The sequence below is a fragment of the Brevundimonas sp. 'scallop' genome, assembly GCF_011045535.1.
Taxonomy (GTDB): domain Bacteria; phylum Pseudomonadota; class Alphaproteobacteria; order Caulobacterales; family Caulobacteraceae; genus Brevundimonas; species Brevundimonas vesicularis.
Window position 1 is genome coordinate 2136944 of the sequence record NZ_CP039382.1, and the last position, 17418, is coordinate 2154361.

Sequence of the window (17418 nt, forward strand, 5' to 3'; positions counted from 1 at the left end):
AATTAACGCCCCGAGCTTATGACGTCGCGTTCAGCGCGCCCGCGCCGTCAGCCGCGCCGATCTCCGGCTCGAAGTCGCGCTCGAAGTTGGCGATCTTGCTTTTCATCGCGCCCGCCTTCTTCAGCACCAGCGACGCGGCCCAGCGCGCCGCCAGCTCCGGCGTCGTCATGCCGTCGGTGAAGCGCGGCCGCCCGCCCCGGCTGCGGATCACCGCATTGGTGAACAGCGCGCCGTTGCGGAACCGCGACGGCCAGGTCTGGAAATCCATCGACAGGCTGACGCAGAAGCGGTCCAGATTCTCCACCCGGTGCGGCGCATACAGCGGCCAGGTCAGGGCGCGGCCTGGCTCCAGATCCATGACCTGCGCATCCTGTTCGAACGCGAGCGTGTAAGGCAGCTCTTCGGTCGTCTGGCGCGCGACCACCTGTTCCATATTTCGCTCGGGCAGATGCCCCTCGTCACCGGGATAGACGAACAGCCGCTTGCGCCCACGCAGGTGAAACAGCACCACGCCCGCCGCGTCGAAATGATAGGGCACCCGCGCCTTGGGCGACGACAGGATCAACTGCCCCGCGTTTCGCACAGCCCGCATTCCCGGATAGGTCGCCTGGATTGCGGCGAAGTCCTTCATGGCGGCCGCCCACAGCTCGGGCCAGCCCGTTTCGACCCCGCGCAGATTGACCCACAGCCGACCCTGTTTGATCGCCTCCAGCAGTTCCTCGCCCGACAGCCGCCCGCGCGCGCCGGTGCGCAACGACACCTGCCCCTCGTCGTCGTAGTCATACAGGTTGATGTCGAACAGTTCGGCCGGATAACGATCCAGCACGGCGGCCAGCGCCGCATCCTCGGCGAACCCTTTCTCGATCAGGGTGTGGGCATGGGTCTTGGCCTCGGCGATCGGGCCTGGATAGCGGGTGCGACGTTGGGTCATGTCGATGTCCTCAAACGTGGGCGACGCGCGCTGGCGTCTTCTTCTTGGCGGCCGCCTTCCGCACAGCCGACCGTGCGGCGACCGCCGCGCCCCTCAGCCGCCCGACCGGCGTCGCCTCGCAGGCTTCGATGGTGGCCCAGCGCCGACGCAGGGACGCCCGCACCGCCTCGCCGGGTCCGCCCGCCCTGTTCAACGCCGCCACCGTGATGTCGCCCAACGCCTGGGTCACGCCGGGTTGCATCACCACGGCTTCGCGCACCGTCTGCCGCGCGTTGACGAAATACTTCTTGTAGGTCTCGCCTTCGAAGCCGAAGTCGAACACCCGAAAACCCTCGGCCGCCGCCAGCCGCATCGTGTCCATGCTCAGCAGGATGCCCGGCGAACACCGCGCCAGCGTCGGCTCATAGGCCGGGAACCAGAAATGGTAATGCCGCCCGGCGTGCAGCGAGAACTCGATCGCCACCAGCTTGTCGCCCGCGTGCATGGCCGCCATAGAGGCGCCGAAGCCTTTTCGCGGCTCGCTCATCAGCGCGTGCAGCAGATCCCGCGTCCAGCCGCACGCGAAGATGTCGTGCAGGCCCGAGCGCCGATACTGCGCCGCCTTCAGCGCAATCAGATGATCCAGCAGCGCAGGATCTCTGAGACCCCGCTCCACCCGGATCGGCCCCAGTTCGGCCTCCAGGCTACGCCGCGCCCGCTCCTTGTCCTTGAAATATTTGGCGAATGTCTTGCGCCGCTCGGCGTACCACTCGTCATAGCCCGCCTCGGGCATGGCCACCTGCACCGTCTCACGCGCGTGGCCCGTTTCGCCCGCGCCGACCCAGCCGGGCACGTTCAGCCGCTTGGCTTTCAACAGCTGCGCCACCTCTTCCAGCGTGATCGTCTCGCCCGCCGGGGCGATGACGCCGTGATAGTCGTTCATGGGCGCGCCCAGCGGCTGCACCGCTCCGCCGCGTCGCTGATGCGGGAAGAAGCCGACGATCTCGCCATCTCGCCGGAACACGGCGATCGCAGCGCCGGGGCAGACCCGCGAGGCGATCTCGGCATAATCCCAGCGGAAATACGGGCTGGCCAGATCGGGATTGCCAGCCGTCCACGCACGCCACAGGGCGACGGCGGCGGCGTCCATCGCCGCCGCATCCACGATCTCGACCTGCAGCAATCCGGCCATACGCATCCTCTCAGGCCCTGCGGAGGAAAGGGCCATTCCAGACTGCACCCTGCCCCACGCGCGTTTCATCAGGGTTCACCGGCATGGTGAACGCGCGTTGACGGAGCCGCGGTCGCCCTGGCGCGTTTGAGTGACCCAAGGAGAAGACCATGACCGATCAACGCCCTGACAGCAAAGCCGTCGAGAACGAGAACCTGCGGCCGGACGCCGACGGCCAGCCGCCGCGCCCGGCGACCGAGCCCAAGGGTTCGAAGGACTCGTCCAACTCCGGCGAGACCGAAACCGACCCCGCGACCGGCGAACCCAACTGAACACCGACCGACTGCACTCACCGTCTCGAAAGTCTCTTATGAACCGTCCTGCCTACCTCGCCGCACTCGCTGTTCTCTCTCTGGGCGCCTGCTCGCCGAAGGAAGAGAACACCGCCGCCCCAGCGGCGCAAACGGCCGAGGCCGCGCAAGTGGGCCAAACCGGCCCGCTCTCTCGAGACGCCATCGAAAACACCGCCTATGCGCCGCCGCCGGCCGCACAAGAGGGTCAGCCCGCCGCCGCAAATGCCGCCCACCAGCCGCCGCAGCCCGCCCTGATCCGCGCCCAGGTTCTTCTGGAGCGCGCTCGCTTCTCGCCCGGCGCGATCGACGGCCTGGCGGGGTCGAACATGCGCCAGGCGATCTCGGCGTTTCAGGAAGCCAACGGCATTACGGTGAATGGCGAGTTGAACGCCGACGTGATGGGCCGACTGCGCGCCGCCGCCGGACCGGGCGCGGTGACCACCACCTACACCATCACCCAGCAGGACATCGCCGGACCCTACCTCGGCGTCGTTCCCACGGAGCTGGAAGCTCAGGGTCAGGCGGCCCACATGGGCTACGCCAATATCGTCGAGGCCTTGGCCGAACGCTTCCACGTCACCGAGGCCTTGCTGCGCGCCATGAACCCCGGCGCCGACTTCAACCGCGTGGGCCAAGGCCTGCTTGTCCCCGCCGTCAACACCGCGCCCCTGCCCGCCGACGTGGACCACATCGACGTCGACAAGAGCGAAGGTTCGGTCAAGGCGTTCGACGCCGACGGCAAGCTGATCGCCTACTTCCCGGCCACCATCGGCAGCGGCGACAACCCCACTCCGACCGGCACGGTCAAGGTCAACGGCGTGGCGCGAAACCCGGACTACACCTACGACCCGTCGAAACTCAGCTATGGCGACGGCAAGATGAAGGTCGTCGTCAAACCCGGTCCAAACAATCCGGTGGGCGTCGTCTGGATCGATTTGAACAAGCCCAGCTACGGCATCCACGGCACGCCGGACCCGCATCTGGTCGGCAAGACGGCCTCGCACGGCTGCGTGCGTTTGACCAACTGGGACGCCTGGATGCTGGCTGACAAGGTCAAGCCGGGCGTCACCGTCCGCTTTATCTAGTGGACGGCGCCGAACGGCGTCCCGTCCCAGAAGTCGCAGTGGTGGCGTTCGAAGAAGCCGTCGTCCATCACATCGCCCTCCGGCTTGAACACCCGCACCGGCCCCGCACCTTCGACGCGGGGCCATTCGGCGGTGAAGGCCGAACTACCGAACGTCGCCCACAGCTTTTGCATCCGCTCCGACAGCGCCTTTTGCTCCGGCGTGAACCGCTTGGGATCAGCAAACACCCAGCGCGTGCCGAACACATAGGCCAGTTCGCTGGCGTGATAGGCCCCCAGGTCCAGACCGACAATCCAGTCGGGCAAGACGAACGGCGCCTCGCGATCGGCGAACTCATAGCCCCACACCGGCACATGCTGGGCCAGCAGTCGTCGCAAAGCCTGTGACGGACAGGCGAACCTCTGGTCGGTAAAGTTGGTGGCGATGGCATAGGCGGGACCGTCCTCACCCACTGGATAGCGCGCCAGCACCCGCTCACCCTGGTCGCCATACATCCAGATCGTCTCCTTCTGATAGCGATCCATGTCCTGCACCTCATTGGCAAACAGCCGCCCCTCATCGAGGTTCGTCCCGACGAGCACGGGCACGCGCGTGAACCGCCCCTCGCGGATCGCGACCGACGGGTTTTCCGGCACAGTGGCGTCAGTGTGCACCGGTCCCCACGATCCCGGCCCGTTGATGCCCGCCCTCAATGACGCCGCCCGCGACAGCCGCCAGGCCGGCAACGCCTTCAGGCAAGCGATCTGATCCTCGCCGGTGCAGCCAAGCCTTTCGGCGAACATTGGCCCCGACAGGGCCGCATCCTGCGCCCTGATCAGTGACGAGGGCTCAAGACATCCGCCGCTCTGCATGATGACCCGTTGATACAGCCCATCCGACTGCGGCGACGCCATCAGGTAACAGGCCGTCCACGCGCCCGCGCTCTCGGCGAACAGGGTGACATCGCCCGGGTCGCCGCCGAAGGCCGCAATGTTCCGATGCACCCACTTCAGCGCGGCCTGCTGATCCATCAGGCCGAAGTTGCCGCCGAAGCCTTCGCCGGTCGCCTGAAACTCCGGATGCGCCAGCCAGCCCAGCGCGCCGAGCCGATAGTTCATCGTCACGACCACCCGACCCTGCTCGCGCGCCAGTTTCGACGGGTCGTAGTTGGCGCCCGCCCCGACGGTGAAGGCGCCGCCCGGAATATAGACCATCACGGGCCGCGCCTCGGCCGCGTCTCCGCCTGGCGCATAGATGTTGAGATACAGACAGTCCTCGGACCCGACGACGATCCCGCCGCCGCCGCCCAGGATCGAGCGTCGCCCGATCGCCTGGGTGCAGTCCGCACCGATCCGCGTCGCATCCCGAACACTTTGCCATGTCGCGACCGGCTGCGGCGCGCGCCAGCGCCGTTCGCCGACCGGCGGCGCCGCGAACGGCACGCCGAGGAACGCTCGCGTCCCCGCCCCATCGACGCCGCGCACCGTCCCGGATTCGGTCGTCGCCAACACCGGCTGGGCGTCCTTGGCGAACCGGACCTGATCGACCTTGCCGGGATGGGTGGCGCAGGCCGACAGGGCGACAAGGCACGCTAGCAACGAGATCAGACGCATCGTGGACCTTGGCTTTTGGGCAGACGATCCTAACGCCCGAACGGCAGGCCCGTTGCGGGCGCCTGTAGTCGCCCCCACAGCAAAACGGCCCCCGGATTGCTCCGGGGGCCGTTCTGTTACGCTACTGTTTCAGCCCGAAGGCCGGTCTTCTTACTCAACGATCTTGGCCACGACGCCGGCGCCGACGGTGCGGCCGCCTTCACGGATGGCGAAGCGCAGGCCTTGGTCCATCGCGATCGGCGTGATCAGCTCGACGTTCAGCTCGGCGTTGTCGCCCGGCATGATCATCTCGACGCCTTCCTTCAGGTGAACGATGCCGGTCACGTCCGTCGTGCGGAAGTAGAACTGCGGGCGATAGTTCGTGAAGAACGGGGTGTGACGACCGCCCTCTTCCTTGGTCAGGATGTAGGCTTCGGCCAGGAACTTGGTGTGCGGGGTGATGGAGCCCGGCTTGCACAGCACTTGGCCGCGCTCGACGTCTTCACGCTTGGTGCCGCGCAGCAGCACGCCGACGTTGTCGCCCGCTTGACCTTGGTCCAGCAGCTTGCGGAACATTTCCACGCCCGTACAGGTCGTCTTCTGGACCGGACGGATGCCGACGATCTCGACTTCCTCACCGACCTTGACGATGCCCTTCTCGACGCGGCCCGTGACCACGGTGCCGCGGCCCGAGATCGAGAACACGTCTTCGACCGGCATCAGGAACGGCAGATCGACCGGACGCTCCGGCTGCGGGATGTAGGCGTCGACGGTTTCCATCAGGGCCAGAACGCGCTGTTCGCCGATTTCCGGGTTCACGCCGTCGGTCGCGGCCTTGGCCGAACCCTTGGTGATCGGAATGTCGTCGCCGGGGAACTGGTACGAGCTCAGCAGCTCGCGCACTTCCATCTCGACCAGCTCGAGCAGCTCTTCGTCGTCGACCAGGTCGACCTTGTTCATGAAGACCACCAAGGCCGGCACGCCGACCTGACGAGCCAGCAGGATGTGCTCGCGGGTCTGCGGCATCGGGCCGTCAGCGGCCGACACCACCAGGATCGCGCCGTCCATCTGGGCGGCGCCAGTGATCATGTTCTTCACATAGTCGGCGTGGCCGGGGCAGTCGACGTGGGCATAGTGACGGTTGGCCGTCTCATATTCCACGTGCGCGGTGTTGATCGTGATGCCGCGGGCCTTCTCTTCCGGCGCAGCGTCGATGTCGGCGTAGTTCATCGCCTTCGCGCCGCCGGCCTTCGCCAGCGTCATCGTGATCGCAGCCGTCAACGTCGTCTTGCCGTGGTCAACGTGACCAATCGTGCCGATGTTGCAGTGCGGCTTCGTCCGTTCGAACTTTTCCTTGGCCATGGCCAAACTCCTGATGGCCCGGGTCCGTCAGCGGAGGGGCGCGATGCTGATCTTTTAAAAACCTGGAGCGGGTAGACGGGATCGAACCGACATCCTCAGCTTGGAAGGCTGCTGCACTACCATTGTGCTATACCCGCGCGGAGACTGCGGAAGTTCTTTCGGAACGCCGCAGCCGGTTCCTCTCCGTCGTCCTGATCCGTCGTATCCGTCAAGGCGCGTGGTGGGGGAAGAAGGACTCGAACCTTCGAAGCTTACGCAGGGGATTTACAGTCCCCCCCCTTTGCCACTCGGGACATTCCCCCAGCGCGCCTTGTCGAACCGTCGGACCCCTCGTTTCCGCCCATAAAGAAGCGGGACGAAACAAAAGCCTTCGGCTTGTCGCCTCCTCTAGGATAGAGGGGGCGCCCAGACCCGAAAGCCCTTGGGGCTCCAAATCGGAGGGCGTCTTATAGTGTCGTCGAAATCAGAACGCAACGACCGTAAAAGCGGTAAAAAACCGGTCTTCGGAAACCGTCCCGACGGCCCCCGTGACAAGGGCCAAAAGCCCGCTGCGCAAGGGTTTGGACGGCGCGATGAAACCCCTCGTCAGCCCCGTTCGCCCGATCGCGGCAAGTCGGACGCCGATAATTTTCTGTGGGGACGCCACCCGGTTCTGGCCGCTCTGGCGAATCCCGCCCGTCGTGGCATGGGTCGTCTGCTGGCCACGGCCGAGCGCGCCGCCGAGATCGAGAACAATGCTCTCGCAAACGGCCACAAGATCGAGGTGGTCGAAATCCAGGCCCTGACCCGGATGCTGCCCCCCGGCGCCGTGCATCAGGGGCTGGCCTTCAAGGTCCAGCCGCTGGAAGGCGTGTCGCTGGAAGAGCTGGCCGAGCCGGCCCCCAAACCTGGAGAAGGGGGCGTCATCGTCATGCTGGATCAGCTGACCGACCCCCAGAACGTCGGCGCCATCTTCCGCTCTGCCCTGGCGTTCGGCGCGCGGGGAATCATCGTTCAGGACCGTCATGCTCCGGCCCTCGCCGGCGCCCTGGCCAAGGCGGCCGTAGGCGCCACCGAACGCCTCCCTCATGCGCGCGTCACGAATCTGTCTCGTGCGCTGGAGCGGCTGGCCGATCTAGGCTGGCGCGCGGTCGGCCTGGACGGAACGGGCGAACAGACGCTGGAAGAAGCGCTGGATCATCAGCCGACCGTTCTGGTCATGGGGTCCGAAGGCGACGGCATCCGTCGTCTGGTCGCCGAACACTGCGACGTCCTGGCCAAGATCCCCATGCCCGGCGGATTCGAGAGCCTGAACGTGTCCAACGCGGCGGCGGTCGCGCTTTATGAAGCGGCGCGCGCGCAACGCGGCTGACAGAACGCCGCACCGAGGCTAAGGAGCGGAAATGGAATTCCTCTCGTCTCCCGAACTCGCCAGTCAGGCCACGGCCCTGGGCCAGGTCCTGCTGATGGATCTGGTCCTGGCCGGCGACAACGCCGTCGCCGTGGGCCTGGCCGCCGCCGCCCTGCCCCAGGACCAGCGTAAGAAGGCCATTCTGATCGGCCTGGCCGCCGCCGTCGTCATGCGAATCGGCTTTGCGCTGATCACCGTGCAGCTTCTGGCTCTGGTCGGCCTGTTGCTGGCCGGCGGCCTGCTGCTGCTGTGGGTGTGCTGGAAGATGTGGCGCGAACTGCGCGAGCAAGCGACGCACGACCAGGCCGAGGCCGAAAAGGAACTCGAACTGGCCATGAGCATCGAGCACGGCTCTGGACCGTCGCCCGAGGAACTGGGCCTGAAGCGCAAGAGCTTCGGCGCCGCCCTGCTTCAGATCATGGTCGCCGACATCACCATGTCGCTGGACAATGTGCTGGCCGTCGCCGGCGCCGCGCACGAACACCCCTGGATCATGGTCTTCGGCCTGGTCCTGTCGATCGCCCTGATGGGCGTCGCCGCCACCTATATCGCCAAGCTTCTGCACCGCTTCAGCTGGATCGGCTACATCGGTCTGGTCGTCGTCCTTTATGTCGCCCTGCACATGATCTGGGACGGCGCCCGTCAAGTGGTGGTGCGCACCGGCCATATGGACGAGTTCAACGCCTCGGCCCCCGCCTTCCTTGAGATCGGTCCCGAGGAGGCGGCCAAACATCTGGGCCAGAAGCGCACAGAGGACAGCCCAACGCCGGCGCCCGCCGAACCGACGGTCGCGCCATGACCGTCGCCACGGTCACCGTCGAAGACGCCGCCGCCTGGCTGCAGGCCGGCGAAGCGGTGCTGATCGATGTGCGCGAGCCGGACGAGTTCGCCGCCGCCCGCATCGACGGCGCGATCCTGGCCCCGCTCAGCCAGATGCCCGCCGCTTGGGAGGCGCTGGACCTTCCGGCCGACAAGAAGATCATCGTTCAATGCCTGAAGGGCGGCCGCAGCCACCAGGTCTGCGCCTTCGTCGGCCCGGCCGGCCCCGACGGCCAGCCGCTGTTCAACCTGACCGGCGGCATCCAGGCTTGGAATGCGGCGGGGCTTCCGGTCGTGTTCGCAGAACAGGACTGATCAGCGACCGCGCAGCCAGCCGGTGACCGAAATCCGGTCCGCCGCCGCCGACAGGGCGACCTGCGTCACCGAATGGGGCGTCGGCACCTTCAGCAGGTTCAGGGTGTTGAAGCGCGGCGTAAAGGCCTCCGCCACATTGCCGTCGGCGCCATGGAAAGCCAGAAGGCCGCCCCACTCGATCCGCCAGACCGGCGTCAGATTCAGCACATAGGCGAAGAAGCGATTCTTGCCCTCGGCGTGATCGTCATGCTCGGTCAGAAAATGGCCGGCGCGATAACGGGTCAGTTGCGCATCGGCCAAGGCGAGCCGCGGCTCGCCTGTCACGTCCCGCATCAAGCCCAGGAAGGCCTCGCCGTTTAGGAAGGCCAACAGATCGGCCCACACCGGCGCCGCCTGCCCCGCCTGGACCAGATCGTAGATCGGGTGATTGTCGTACAGATACTGGAAGTCGGTCTGGGCCGAGGCCTGCACCGCCTGACCCAGCGCCTGTTTCTGATCCGGCGTCAGAGAGGCCAGCCAGGCGGCGGGTAGATCGACATGGCCGGTCCCGCGTCGCGTAACGACGTTGTAGTCAGCGGCCGTTGCCGCGTCGTAGAGCGCTTGCGAGTGAGTCACAGCCAAGACGCCGTCGATCTGCGCCCGCCCCGTGCGCGCCAGCCGCTCGCGAATGACGGCGCGCGCTTCGTCGGTCAGGGGCGTCAGGGTCGGCGTCATGGCTTATCCCCTTCGGATCAGGCGTCCGCGCCGCCGAAGCGTTCGGACCATTCCGCAACCTGGATGTCCTCGATCTTGGCGAACAACACGCCCTGAGCCTCGACCTTGCCGCCGACCGGCAGACGATTCAGCAGATCCTCGTCGGCGCCAGGCCAGCTCAGGTCGTCCACCCCAACCGACGCCGCGATCTTGGGCGCGGTGAAGGGCAGGATCGGCGCGGCCAGACGCGCGAACAGGGCCACCAGGTTCAGACCCGTGCGCACCCCCACCGCCGCGCGGTCGCGATCGGTCTTCAGCGCCGTCCAGGGTGCCGCGACCTGCAGATACTCGTTGCCCAGCACCCAGGCGGCGCGGATGGCGACGGCGGCCTTTCTGAACTCCATCGCCTCCAGCTGTTCGGTCGCCTCGGCGACGGCTGCCTTGATATCGGCCTCCAGCTGCATTTCGACCGGTCCGGCCTCGCCGCCTTCGGGCACCACGCCGTCGAACTTGGATTCCGCGAACTTGACGATGCGGTTGACGAAATTGCCCAGCACATCGGCCAGGTCCTTGTTGGTCGAGGCCTGGAAGTCCTCCCAGGTGAAGGCCGAATCCGCGTGCTCCGGCCCATAGGCCGTCAGGCGCCAGCGCCAGTAATCGGCCGGCAGCAGCTCCAGCGCCTGATCCATGAAGACGCCGCGCTTCTGGCTGGTGGAGAACTTGCCGCCGTACCAGTTCAGCCAGTTGAACGCTTTCAGCTGGTCCACCGTCTTCCACGGTTCGCCCGAGCCGATGATGGTCGCGGGGAAGCTGACGGTGTGGAAGGCGACGTTGTCCTTGCCCATGAACTGGACATAGCGAACGTCCTCTGCCCCCTCGTCCAGACGCCACCAGTCACGCCACGATCCGCCCGTCGCCTCGGCCCATTCCTCGGTCGCGGCTATGTATTCGATGGGGGCGTCGAACCAGACGTAGAAGACCTTGTCCTCCATGCCCTGACGGGGGAAGCCATCCTTGGTCACCGGCACGCCCCAGGCCAGGTCGCGGGTGATGCCCCGGTCGATCAGCCCCTCGTCCAGATGTTTGTAGGCGATGGACTTGGCCAGTTGTTGCCAGCCCGTCTTGCCGTCGACCCAGGCGCGAATCTCGGGCTCGATCTTGGTCTGGAGCAGATAGAGGTGACGCGTGTCGCGCACCTCCAGGTTCTTGGAGCCCGACACCGACGAATAGGGATCAATCAGGTCGGTCGGATCCAGCAGGCGTCCGCAGTTGTCGCACTGATCGCCGCGCGCGCCGACATGGCCGCAGTGCGGGCACGTCCCCTCGACATAGCGGTCGGGGAGGAAACGGGCGTCGTCGATCGAATAGATCATCCGATCCACCCGCTCCTCGATCAGGCCGTTCTTCTCCAGCGCCTCGGCGAAATGCTGGGTTAGGCGATGGTTCTGCGGGTTCGACGACCGGCCGAACCAGTCGTAGCTGAGCCCGAAGGCCTGACCGGCGGCCTTCTGGATCTCGTGCTGCTCGTCGCAATAGGTGCGCACGTCCTGGCCGGCGGCGGCGGCGGCCAGCTCGGCCGGGGTGCCGTGCTCATCGGTGGCGCAGATATAGAGGACCTCATGTCCCTGGGCCCGCTTAAACCGCGCCCAGACGTCGGCCGGCAACATCGAGCCCGCCAGATTCCCCAGGTGCTTGATGCCATTGATGTAGGGCAGCGCCGAGGTGATGAGGATGCGGGCCATGATCGTCCAGGTGTTCGGGGAAGCGCAGGGATATAGAGCGGCGGCGCGGTTTCCTCAAACGCCTTGCGGCAGACGGCGCGCAATACGGATGAAACGCCCGGTCAGCAGGGTCGAGGACGCCAGGCTGGCGATCACCACCGCCCAGACCAGGCCGTTGACGCCCATCTGATGCGCCAGCACCCAGCCCAGCGGCATCATCACCGCGCCGTAGGCCGCGAAATGCATGATGGTGGGCCACCAGACGTCGCCTGCCGCGCGGTTGGCCTGGGCCGCCACGACCTGAATGCCATCCGCCACAAAGAACAACGTCGCCAGCACCAGGGCCGGCGCCGCGATGGCCAGCAGGGCCGGATCGCGATTATAGGCGCCGACGATCAGATGGGCGCTGGGCCAGACCAGCAGGGCGACCACCAATGTCAGGGCCGTCACGACGCCCAGCCCCACCAGCCCGGCGCGCATCACCCCTCGACCGTCGCCGGCGCCATAGCTGCGGCCCACCAGCACCGCCGTCGCCGACGACAGCCCCATCGGCAGCATGAAGACGATGGCCGAGACGTTGAGCACCACCGCCCAGGCCGCCGTCTCCGCCGTGCCGATCTGACCGGCGAAGAAGGTGAAGCCCGAGAAGGCCCCGACCTCGATGAAGTAGGAGGCCCCGGCGCCCAGGCCGACCTTGACCTGTTCGCGCGCGGCCTCGGGATCACGCTCGGGCTTGTCGAAAATACCCAGCGCCCGCGCCTCGGGCAAACGCAGGATGTAGATCACCAGGAAGATCGCCAGCGCCGCCCGCGCCCCGAACGTCGCCCAAGCCGAGGCGAAGGCGCCGTCGAAGCCGAAGCCCAGAAGGTCCGGCACCAGCACGATGTTCAGCACCAGATTGACCCCGTTCGCCACCCACATGGCGACCATGCCGGGCTTGGGCCGGCCCAGAGCCTCCAGGAAGAACTGGCCCGTCACCGAAATCAGATAGAAGGGCATGGACAGGGCGAAGACGACCAGGGCAGGCCCGGCGCCCTCCGCCAGACCGTCCTCCAGCCTCAGCTTGCCCAGTCCCCACGGGCCAATGGCGATCAGGGCGATCATCGACACGACGCCGATCTGCAACGAATAGGTCAGGCCGCGACGCAGCACCGAGCCGACCGCGTGCCGACGCCCCTCGCCCAGCATCCGCGCCGTCATCACCTGCACGCCCAGCATCAAACCGACCGCCGTCGTCACCACGATCGACGTCGGCGCCCAGGCCAGCGAATGGAACGCCAGTTCCTGGCTGGAATAGTTGCCCACCACGATGGCGTCGGTCAGGCCCATGGTCATGATGCCGATGCGCGCCAGGATCACCGGCCATGCCAGATTCAGCAGGTCGCGGAAGGCGGTACGGGTCTGGGGGCTGAGCGCGATCATCGGACGCGGCACAGGCCACGCCGACCCGCCGGGGTCAACTCCCAAAAACGTTGAGGGCTTGGCCTACCAGGCGCCCAATTCACGAAGCTGACGCACCAGTTCCTCAGGAGCCTCGCCGGCGTCGAGGTCGGTCAGATCGACCGGCGCATCCTTGGGCTCGAAGTATCGCCAGCCCTGGAAAGGTCGCCGGGCCATGGGCGCCGTGCGGATGACCTTGGGTTCGAGCGTGATCTCACAGCGGCTCTGCTTGCCCTCGCCCAAGGTTGTGATGTCCAGCACCGGTTGGCGACAGATGATCGTCCCCTTCACCACCCAATAAAGCGAGCCGCCGTCCTCGATCTCGATCGCCCGTTTCGGCGTCATGCGTGTGTGGACGACGAGCGCCCCGCCCCGGGCGGCGCGGGCCTCCAGCCATTCGACGTCCGGCACCCCGACGCCCAGCTTGATCATGTGAAGCGGCATGGCGCCCACGTAGTGCCCCTTAGGCGCATTGGCCAGATTCTTAATCTAAAGGGGCTAGCTATGATCGCGCGCCGCTCAGCTCGCCCAGCGCGTTTAGGACCAGTATGTACGGATTGATTACCCGCCTGACGGCCCATGCCGGCCGCCGCGACGAACTAGGCCTCTGTTTGCTGGACCCCAATGTGAAGCGACCGGGCTGCCACAGCTACGTCGTGGCGCACGATGTGAATGACGCCGACGCCCTGCTCGTCACAGAGGTCTGGATGAGCAAGGCCTCGCACGATGCCTGGTTCAACACGATCCGCGAATCCAGAGTGATGCGTCCAGCGCTCGGCCTGATCGCGCTATGGGGCGATACAATCGTGACGCGCCCGATCGGCGGCGTGGGGCTTTAGTTCGCCTTCACCACCGCCAGCACGGCCGCCTCGACGACCTGATCGCCAAGAGACGCGACGCTTTCCACCACGCCGTCGAACGGCGCGGTCAGGGCATGTTCCATCTTCATGGCTTCCAGCACCACGACCGGCTGTCCCTTGGTGACGGCGTCGCCGGCCTTGACCGGCGTTGCGACGATCTTGCCCGGCATGGGCGCGCGCAGCGAACCATCCGACACCGCGCCCACGCCGGACCCCACGGCGGCGCGATAGGGCGTGACGCGACGCGCCTCGCCATCGACGAACAGGACGAAACCGTCGTCGATCGTCTGATAGCCGAACAGGCGATCGCCGGCCTGGACCTGATCGAACCCGACGTGGGCCAGTTCGCCCTGCGAACCGCGCCAGCCCGTTTCGACCGGCGTCACCGCAGCGGACACGCCCTGACCATCGACATGTGCCCAGACGGTTGTCTGCGCCGGCGCATTCAGGCGCACGCCATAGGACAGACCCGGCTGGCCGCCCCAGGGACTGAACCGGTCCGAACGCGCCTCGACCGCATCCGCCGCCGCTTCCGCAATCAGGGTCAGGGCCGCCAGCGTTGCTTCGTCGGACGGCTGCGGCTGCAACGCCGCCTCCTCCGCCGCGATGAAGCCCGTATCCACGTCGCCCGCGACGAAGCGCGGATGCTCCAGGGAGCGCTTCAGGAAGCCGGCGTTGGCCTTGACCGGCCAGACCTCGACCTCGCCCGCCGCCTCGGCCAGCCGCGCCGCCGCCGCCTCGCGCGTGTCCTCATGCACGATCAGCTTGGCGATCATCGGATCATAGAACTGGCTGACCTCGCCGCCCTGCTCCACGCCGGTATCGACGCGGATGCCTTCAGGCATGACGAAATGCTCCAGCTTGCCGATGGAGGGCAGGAAGCCGTTGGCCGGATCCTCGGCATACAGCCGCGCCTCCATGGCCCAGCCGTTCAGCTGGATCTCGGCCTGCTTCAGGGGGACCGGCTCGCCCGCCGCGACGCGGAACTGCCACTCGACCAGATCGACGCCTGTCACGCTCTCGGTCACGGGATGCTCGACCTGCAGCCGGGTGTTCATCTCCATGAACCAGACGCCGTCCGCCTTCAGCCCGTCCGAGGCGTCGGCGATGAACTCGATTGTCCCGGCCCCGACGTAGTTCACGGCCCTGGCCGCCTTGATCGCGGCCCCGGTCACGGCGGCGCGCACAGCCTCGCTCATGCCCGGCGCGGGCGCCTCTTCGATCACCTTCTGGTGGCGGCGTTGCAGCGAACAGTCGCGCTCGTAAAGGTGGACGACCTCGCCGTGCTTGTCGCCGAACACCTGCACCTCGATGTGGCGTGGGCGGGTGATGTAGCGTTCGATCAGTACCCGGTCGTCGCCGAAGGCCGCAGCCCCCTCGCGCTTGGCGCTGGCCAGACCGGCGGCGAAATCGGCTGGATCATCGACCCGTTTCATACCCTTGCCGCCGCCGCCCGCGACCGCCTTGATCAGCACCGGATAGCCGATCCGCGCTGCCTCGGCCGTCAGGGTTTCCTCCGACTGATCGGCGCCCTGATAGCCCGGCGTCACCGGCACCCCGGCCTGGATCATCAGTTCCTTGGCCGCGTCCTTCAGACCCATGGCGCGAATCGAGGACGGGTCCGGCCCGATCCAGATCAGGCCCGCCGCCGCGACGGCCTCGGCGAAGTCGGCGTTCTCGCTCAGGAAGCCATATCCGGGGTGGATCGCCTCTGCGCCGGTCGCCTTGGCCGCCGCCAGCACCTTGGCGCCGTCCAAATAAGATTCGCGCGCCGCCGCCGGACCGATCAGCACCGCCTCGTCGGCTTCGCGCACATGCAGGGCGTTGGCGTCCGCCTCGGAATAGACGGCGATGGTGTGAATCCCCATCCGCTTGGCGGTGCGGAAGACACGGCAGGCGATTTCGCCGCGATTGGCGACAAGGACGGACTTGAACATGAAGCGGTCTTAGCCGGATCGTGCGCATCAGGCGAGAGGCAGAGCACGACCCTTCTCACGCGACGCGGCAGGCGTTAAGCCCCTCCGATGTCCCTGCGCCCCCTCTTCGTCACCCAGGTCTATGAAGCCTCCCTCGCCGAAGGGCGTGGCTGGTCCGACTTCAACGCACAGCTGATCGACGTCATCCGGATGATGGCCGAGGAGGACGAGGCCGGCCGCCGGTGGTGCAAGGCCAACGCCTATCGCGGCTACACCTCCTACGGATCGCTGAACGACCTGCCCCAACGCTTCCCGGAGTTCGCCGAGCTGAAGCGCCACCTGGATCGCCATGCCGTCGCCTACGCCAAGGCGCTGAACTTCGATTTGGCCCGCAAACCCCGCCTCGACAATCTATGGGTCAACATCCTGAAGCCCGGCGGCGGTCATACAGGTCACATCCACCCGCACGCCTTCCTGTCGGGCACAGTCTATATCGACGTGCCGGACGGCACCTCTTCGCTAAAGCTGGAAGATCCCCGCCTGCCCTTCATGATGGCCCGGCCGTCGGTGACCGATGACGCGACGGAGGCCGAGCGGCCGTTCGTCTATCTGCAGCCTCAGGCAGGCACGGTGCTGATGTGGGAAAGCTGGCTGCGCCACGAAGTGCCGACCAACCTGGCCAAAGCCGACCGGATTTCGATCAGCTTCAACTACGCCTGAATGAATTCAGTCGTCATTCCGGGGCCGAGCGTAGCGAGGAACGCGGAAGCCAGGGGGGCGGTCACAACACTGACCGCATCATGCGCTAATGCAAGCCTCCTGGGTTCCGGGTTCGTCCTTCGGACGCCCCGGAATGACGGTAGGAGAAGATCAGACCGTCCAGCTGGCCTTGCGCTTTTCCAGGAACGCGGCGACGCCCTCGCGGCCTTCGTCCGACACGCGGGCGCGGGCGATGCGTTTGGCGGTTTCGTCCATTAGGCCGTTGTCGATCTTGTGGTGGGCGATGTCGTTGACCAGACGCTTGGCCTCACCCATCGCGCCCGGCGCATTGTTGGTCAGGCTGTCGCTCAGCATCGAGATGAACTCATCCACCGATCCTTCGGGCAGCACGAGGTCGATCAGGCCGGCATGGGCGGCGTAGTCGGCGTCGAAGGCGTTGGCGGTCAAAAACAACTGGCGGGCGCGGCGCGCGCCGACAGCCTCGATCACATAGGGAGCGATGGTCGCGGGGATCAGACCCAGCTTGACCTCGGAGAAGGCGAAGCGCGCCCCCTCGACCGCCACGGCCATGTCGCAGGCGGCGACGATGCCCGCTCCGCCGCCCATGGCGTTGCCCTCGACCACCGCCACCGTCAGGGCGGGAATGTCGTGCAGGGCCTTCAGCATTTTCGCCAGGCCCATGGCGTCGTCACGGTTGTCGCTCTCGGACCAGCCGGCGGCGTCGCGCATCCAGTTCAGATCGGCCCCGGCGCTGAAGGTGCCGCCCGCCCCCCGAATGAAGACGGCCCGCACCCGGTCCGCGCCGTGCAGCGTTTCGAACGACTCATGCAGGGCCGCGATGGTCGCGGCATCGAAGGCGTTCTTCTTGGCCGGCCGGTTGATGGTGACGAAGACGACGCCGTCGGTGGTCGAATCGATCTGCACCAGATCGTCGTCGGCGTCCGGCGCGGCATCGGGCACCAGCGGCTGGGCGATGCTGTTGATCTCGGCCGCCTCGGCGTCGGTGACGTCCAGGGCGTTGAGGTCGGCTTCGGTCGGTTGATCGGCCATGAGTGTCTCCAAACTGCGTGTCCGCTCACAACGAGGCGCGGA

The 17418-nt window shown here is 66.7% G+C and carries 17 protein-coding genes and 2 tRNA genes; 7 read left to right on the forward strand and 12 right to left on the reverse strand.

Features of this window, described 5'->3' with window-relative positions; genetic code table 11:
* Positions 1–16: 16 nt before the first annotated feature.
* Positions 17–931, reverse strand: coding sequence for a transcriptional regulator (locus E4341_RS10745; RefSeq protein WP_165117187.1), 915 nt, complete (start codon positions 929–931; stop codon positions 17–19).
* Between the two features lie 10 nt (positions 932–941).
* Complete coding sequence (locus E4341_RS10750) at positions 942–2102, reverse strand: GNAT family N-acetyltransferase (RefSeq protein ID WP_165117189.1); 1161 nt, start codon at positions 2100–2102, stop codon at positions 942–944.
* Between the two features lie 149 nt (positions 2103–2251).
* On the opposite strand from E4341_RS10750, the gene E4341_RS10755 reads away from it, so the two are divergent.
* Together E4341_RS10755 and E4341_RS10760 are read left to right on the forward strand one after the other, a co-directional pair.
* Positions 2252–2413, forward strand: coding sequence for a hypothetical protein (locus tag E4341_RS10755; protein WP_165117191.1), 162 nt, complete (start codon positions 2252–2254; stop codon positions 2411–2413).
* A gap of 38 nt (positions 2414–2451) precedes the next feature.
* Complete coding sequence (locus E4341_RS10760; protein WP_165117193.1) at positions 2452–3519, forward strand: L,D-transpeptidase family protein; 1068 nt, start codon at positions 2452–2454, stop codon at positions 3517–3519.
* Here the strand turns inward: E4341_RS10760 and E4341_RS10765 are convergent.
* From E4341_RS10765 to E4341_RS10780, 4 genes are all read right to left on the reverse strand, one after another.
* On the reverse strand, positions 3516–5111 hold the full coding sequence (locus E4341_RS10765) for a carboxylesterase/lipase family protein (RefSeq protein ID WP_165117195.1): 1596 nt from the start codon (positions 5109–5111) through the stop codon (positions 3516–3518). The genes E4341_RS10760 and E4341_RS10765 overlap by 4 nt on opposite strands.
* A gap of 150 nt (positions 5112–5261) precedes the next feature.
* Entirely contained in the window at positions 5262–6452 is a 1191-nt protein-coding gene (gene tuf / locus E4341_RS10770) for an elongation factor Tu (RefSeq protein WP_055753383.1), read from the reverse strand.
* A gap of 63 nt (positions 6453–6515) precedes the next feature.
* Positions 6516–6589: transfer RNA gene (locus E4341_RS10775), tRNA-Gly, on the reverse strand.
* Positions 6590–6670: 81 nt separating this feature from the next.
* A tRNA-Tyr gene (locus E4341_RS10780) sits at positions 6671–6754 on the reverse strand.
* Between the two features lie 149 nt (positions 6755–6903).
* On the opposite strand from E4341_RS10780, the gene rlmB reads away from it, so the two are divergent.
* The 3 genes from rlmB to E4341_RS10795 are packed head-to-tail and all read left to right on the forward strand — an operon-like array spanning position 6904 to position 8976.
* Complete coding sequence (gene rlmB, locus E4341_RS10785; protein WP_165117197.1) at positions 6904–7803, forward strand: 23S rRNA (guanosine(2251)-2'-O)-methyltransferase RlmB; 900 nt, start codon at positions 6904–6906, stop codon at positions 7801–7803.
* Between the two features lie 31 nt (positions 7804–7834).
* A complete protein-coding gene (locus E4341_RS10790) occupies positions 7835–8641 on the forward strand; it encodes a TerC family protein (RefSeq protein WP_055754934.1) in 807 nt (268 codons plus the stop codon).
* Entirely contained in the window at positions 8638–8976 is a 339-nt protein-coding gene (locus E4341_RS10795) for a rhodanese-like domain-containing protein (RefSeq protein ID WP_165117199.1), read from the forward strand. Before E4341_RS10790 ends, E4341_RS10795 begins: the two co-directional genes overlap by 4 nt.
* Here the strand turns inward: E4341_RS10795 and E4341_RS10800 are convergent, their stop codons facing one another.
* Genes E4341_RS10800 through E4341_RS10815 form a run of 4 tightly spaced genes read right to left on the reverse strand, consistent with a single transcriptional unit; the run spans position 8977 to position 13274 of the window.
* Positions 8977–9690, reverse strand: coding sequence for a 2OG-Fe(II) oxygenase family protein (locus E4341_RS10800; RefSeq protein ID WP_165117201.1), 714 nt, complete (start codon positions 9688–9690; stop codon positions 8977–8979). It abuts the gene before it with no gap.
* Positions 9691–9707: 17 nt separating this feature from the next.
* Complete coding sequence (gene metG, locus E4341_RS10805) at positions 9708–11411, reverse strand: methionine--tRNA ligase (protein WP_165117203.1); 1704 nt, start codon at positions 11409–11411, stop codon at positions 9708–9710.
* Between the two features lie 54 nt (positions 11412–11465).
* Positions 11466–12824, reverse strand: a complete 1359-nt coding sequence (locus E4341_RS10810) for an MATE family efflux transporter (protein ID WP_240893528.1) — start codon at positions 12822–12824, stop codon at positions 11466–11468.
* A gap of 51 nt (positions 12825–12875) precedes the next feature.
* On the reverse strand, positions 12876–13274 hold the full coding sequence (locus E4341_RS10815) for a DUF1489 family protein (RefSeq protein WP_205751276.1): 399 nt from the start codon (positions 13272–13274) through the stop codon (positions 12876–12878).
* 104 nt (positions 13275–13378) lie between these two features.
* On the opposite strand from E4341_RS10815, the gene E4341_RS10820 reads away from it, so the two are divergent.
* Positions 13379–13669, forward strand: coding sequence for a putative quinol monooxygenase (locus E4341_RS10820; protein WP_055754938.1), 291 nt, complete (start codon positions 13379–13381; stop codon positions 13667–13669).
* Here E4341_RS10820 and E4341_RS10825 read toward each other — a convergent pair.
* The gene (locus E4341_RS10825; RefSeq protein WP_165117207.1) at positions 13666–15627 is read right to left on the reverse strand and encodes a biotin carboxylase N-terminal domain-containing protein; all 1962 of its coding nucleotides are present in this window, start codon (positions 15625–15627) and stop codon (positions 13666–13668) included. The two genes, E4341_RS10820 and E4341_RS10825, sit on opposite strands and share 4 nt — an antisense overlap.
* A gap of 87 nt (positions 15628–15714) precedes the next feature.
* On the opposite strand from E4341_RS10825, the gene E4341_RS10830 reads away from it, so the two are divergent.
* Positions 15715–16326, forward strand: coding sequence for a TIGR02466 family protein (locus E4341_RS10830; RefSeq protein ID WP_165117209.1), 612 nt, complete (start codon positions 15715–15717; stop codon positions 16324–16326).
* 150 nt (positions 16327–16476) lie between these two features.
* On the opposite strand, the gene E4341_RS10835 is transcribed toward E4341_RS10830, so the two are convergent.
* On the reverse strand, positions 16477–17376 hold the full coding sequence (locus tag E4341_RS10835) for an enoyl-CoA hydratase-related protein (RefSeq protein WP_165117211.1): 900 nt from the start codon (positions 17374–17376) through the stop codon (positions 16477–16479).
* Positions 17377–17418 lie beyond the last annotated feature (42 nt).

Excerpts from the sequence above, each read along its gene's own strand:
- tuf (WP_055753383.1), bottom strand. The coding sequence starts at position 6,452 with ATGGCCAAGGAAAAGTTCGAACGGACGAAGCCGCACTGCAACATCGGC.
- E4341_RS10815 (WP_205751276.1), bottom strand. The coding sequence starts at position 13,274 with ATGCCGCTTCACATGATCAAGCTGGGCGTCGGGGTGCCGGACGTCGAA.
- E4341_RS10790 (WP_055754934.1), top strand. The coding sequence starts at position 7,835 with ATGGAATTCCTCTCGTCTCCCGAACTCGCCAGTCAGGCCACGGCCCTG.
- E4341_RS10745 (WP_165117187.1), bottom strand. The coding sequence starts at position 931 with ATGACCCAACGTCGCACCCGCTATCCAGGCCCGATCGCCGAGGCCAAG.
- E4341_RS10755 (WP_165117191.1), top strand. The coding sequence starts at position 2,252 with ATGACCGATCAACGCCCTGACAGCAAAGCCGTCGAGAACGAGAACCTG.
- E4341_RS10765 (WP_165117195.1), bottom strand. The coding sequence starts at position 5,111 with ATGCGTCTGATCTCGTTGCTAGCGTGCCTTGTCGCCCTGTCGGCCTGC.
- E4341_RS10830 (WP_165117209.1), top strand. The coding sequence starts at position 15,715 with ATGTCCCTGCGCCCCCTCTTCGTCACCCAGGTCTATGAAGCCTCCCTC.
- E4341_RS10835 (WP_165117211.1), bottom strand. The coding sequence starts at position 17,376 with ATGGCCGATCAACCGACCGAAGCCGACCTCAACGCCCTGGACGTCACC.
- E4341_RS10750 (WP_165117189.1), bottom strand. The coding sequence starts at position 2,102 with ATGGCCGGATTGCTGCAGGTCGAGATCGTGGATGCGGCGGCGATGGAC.
- E4341_RS10820 (WP_055754938.1), top strand. The coding sequence starts at position 13,379 with ATGTACGGATTGATTACCCGCCTGACGGCCCATGCCGGCCGCCGCGAC.
- E4341_RS10800 (WP_165117201.1), bottom strand. The coding sequence starts at position 9,690 with ATGACGCCGACCCTGACGCCCCTGACCGACGAAGCGCGCGCCGTCATT.
- E4341_RS10825 (WP_165117207.1), bottom strand. The coding sequence starts at position 15,627 with ATGTTCAAGTCCGTCCTTGTCGCCAATCGCGGCGAAATCGCCTGCCGT.
- metG (WP_165117203.1), bottom strand. The coding sequence starts at position 11,411 with ATGGCCCGCATCCTCATCACCTCGGCGCTGCCCTACATCAATGGCATC.
- E4341_RS10795 (WP_165117199.1), top strand. The coding sequence starts at position 8,638 with ATGACCGTCGCCACGGTCACCGTCGAAGACGCCGCCGCCTGGCTGCAG.
- E4341_RS10760 (WP_165117193.1), top strand. The coding sequence starts at position 2,452 with ATGAACCGTCCTGCCTACCTCGCCGCACTCGCTGTTCTCTCTCTGGGC.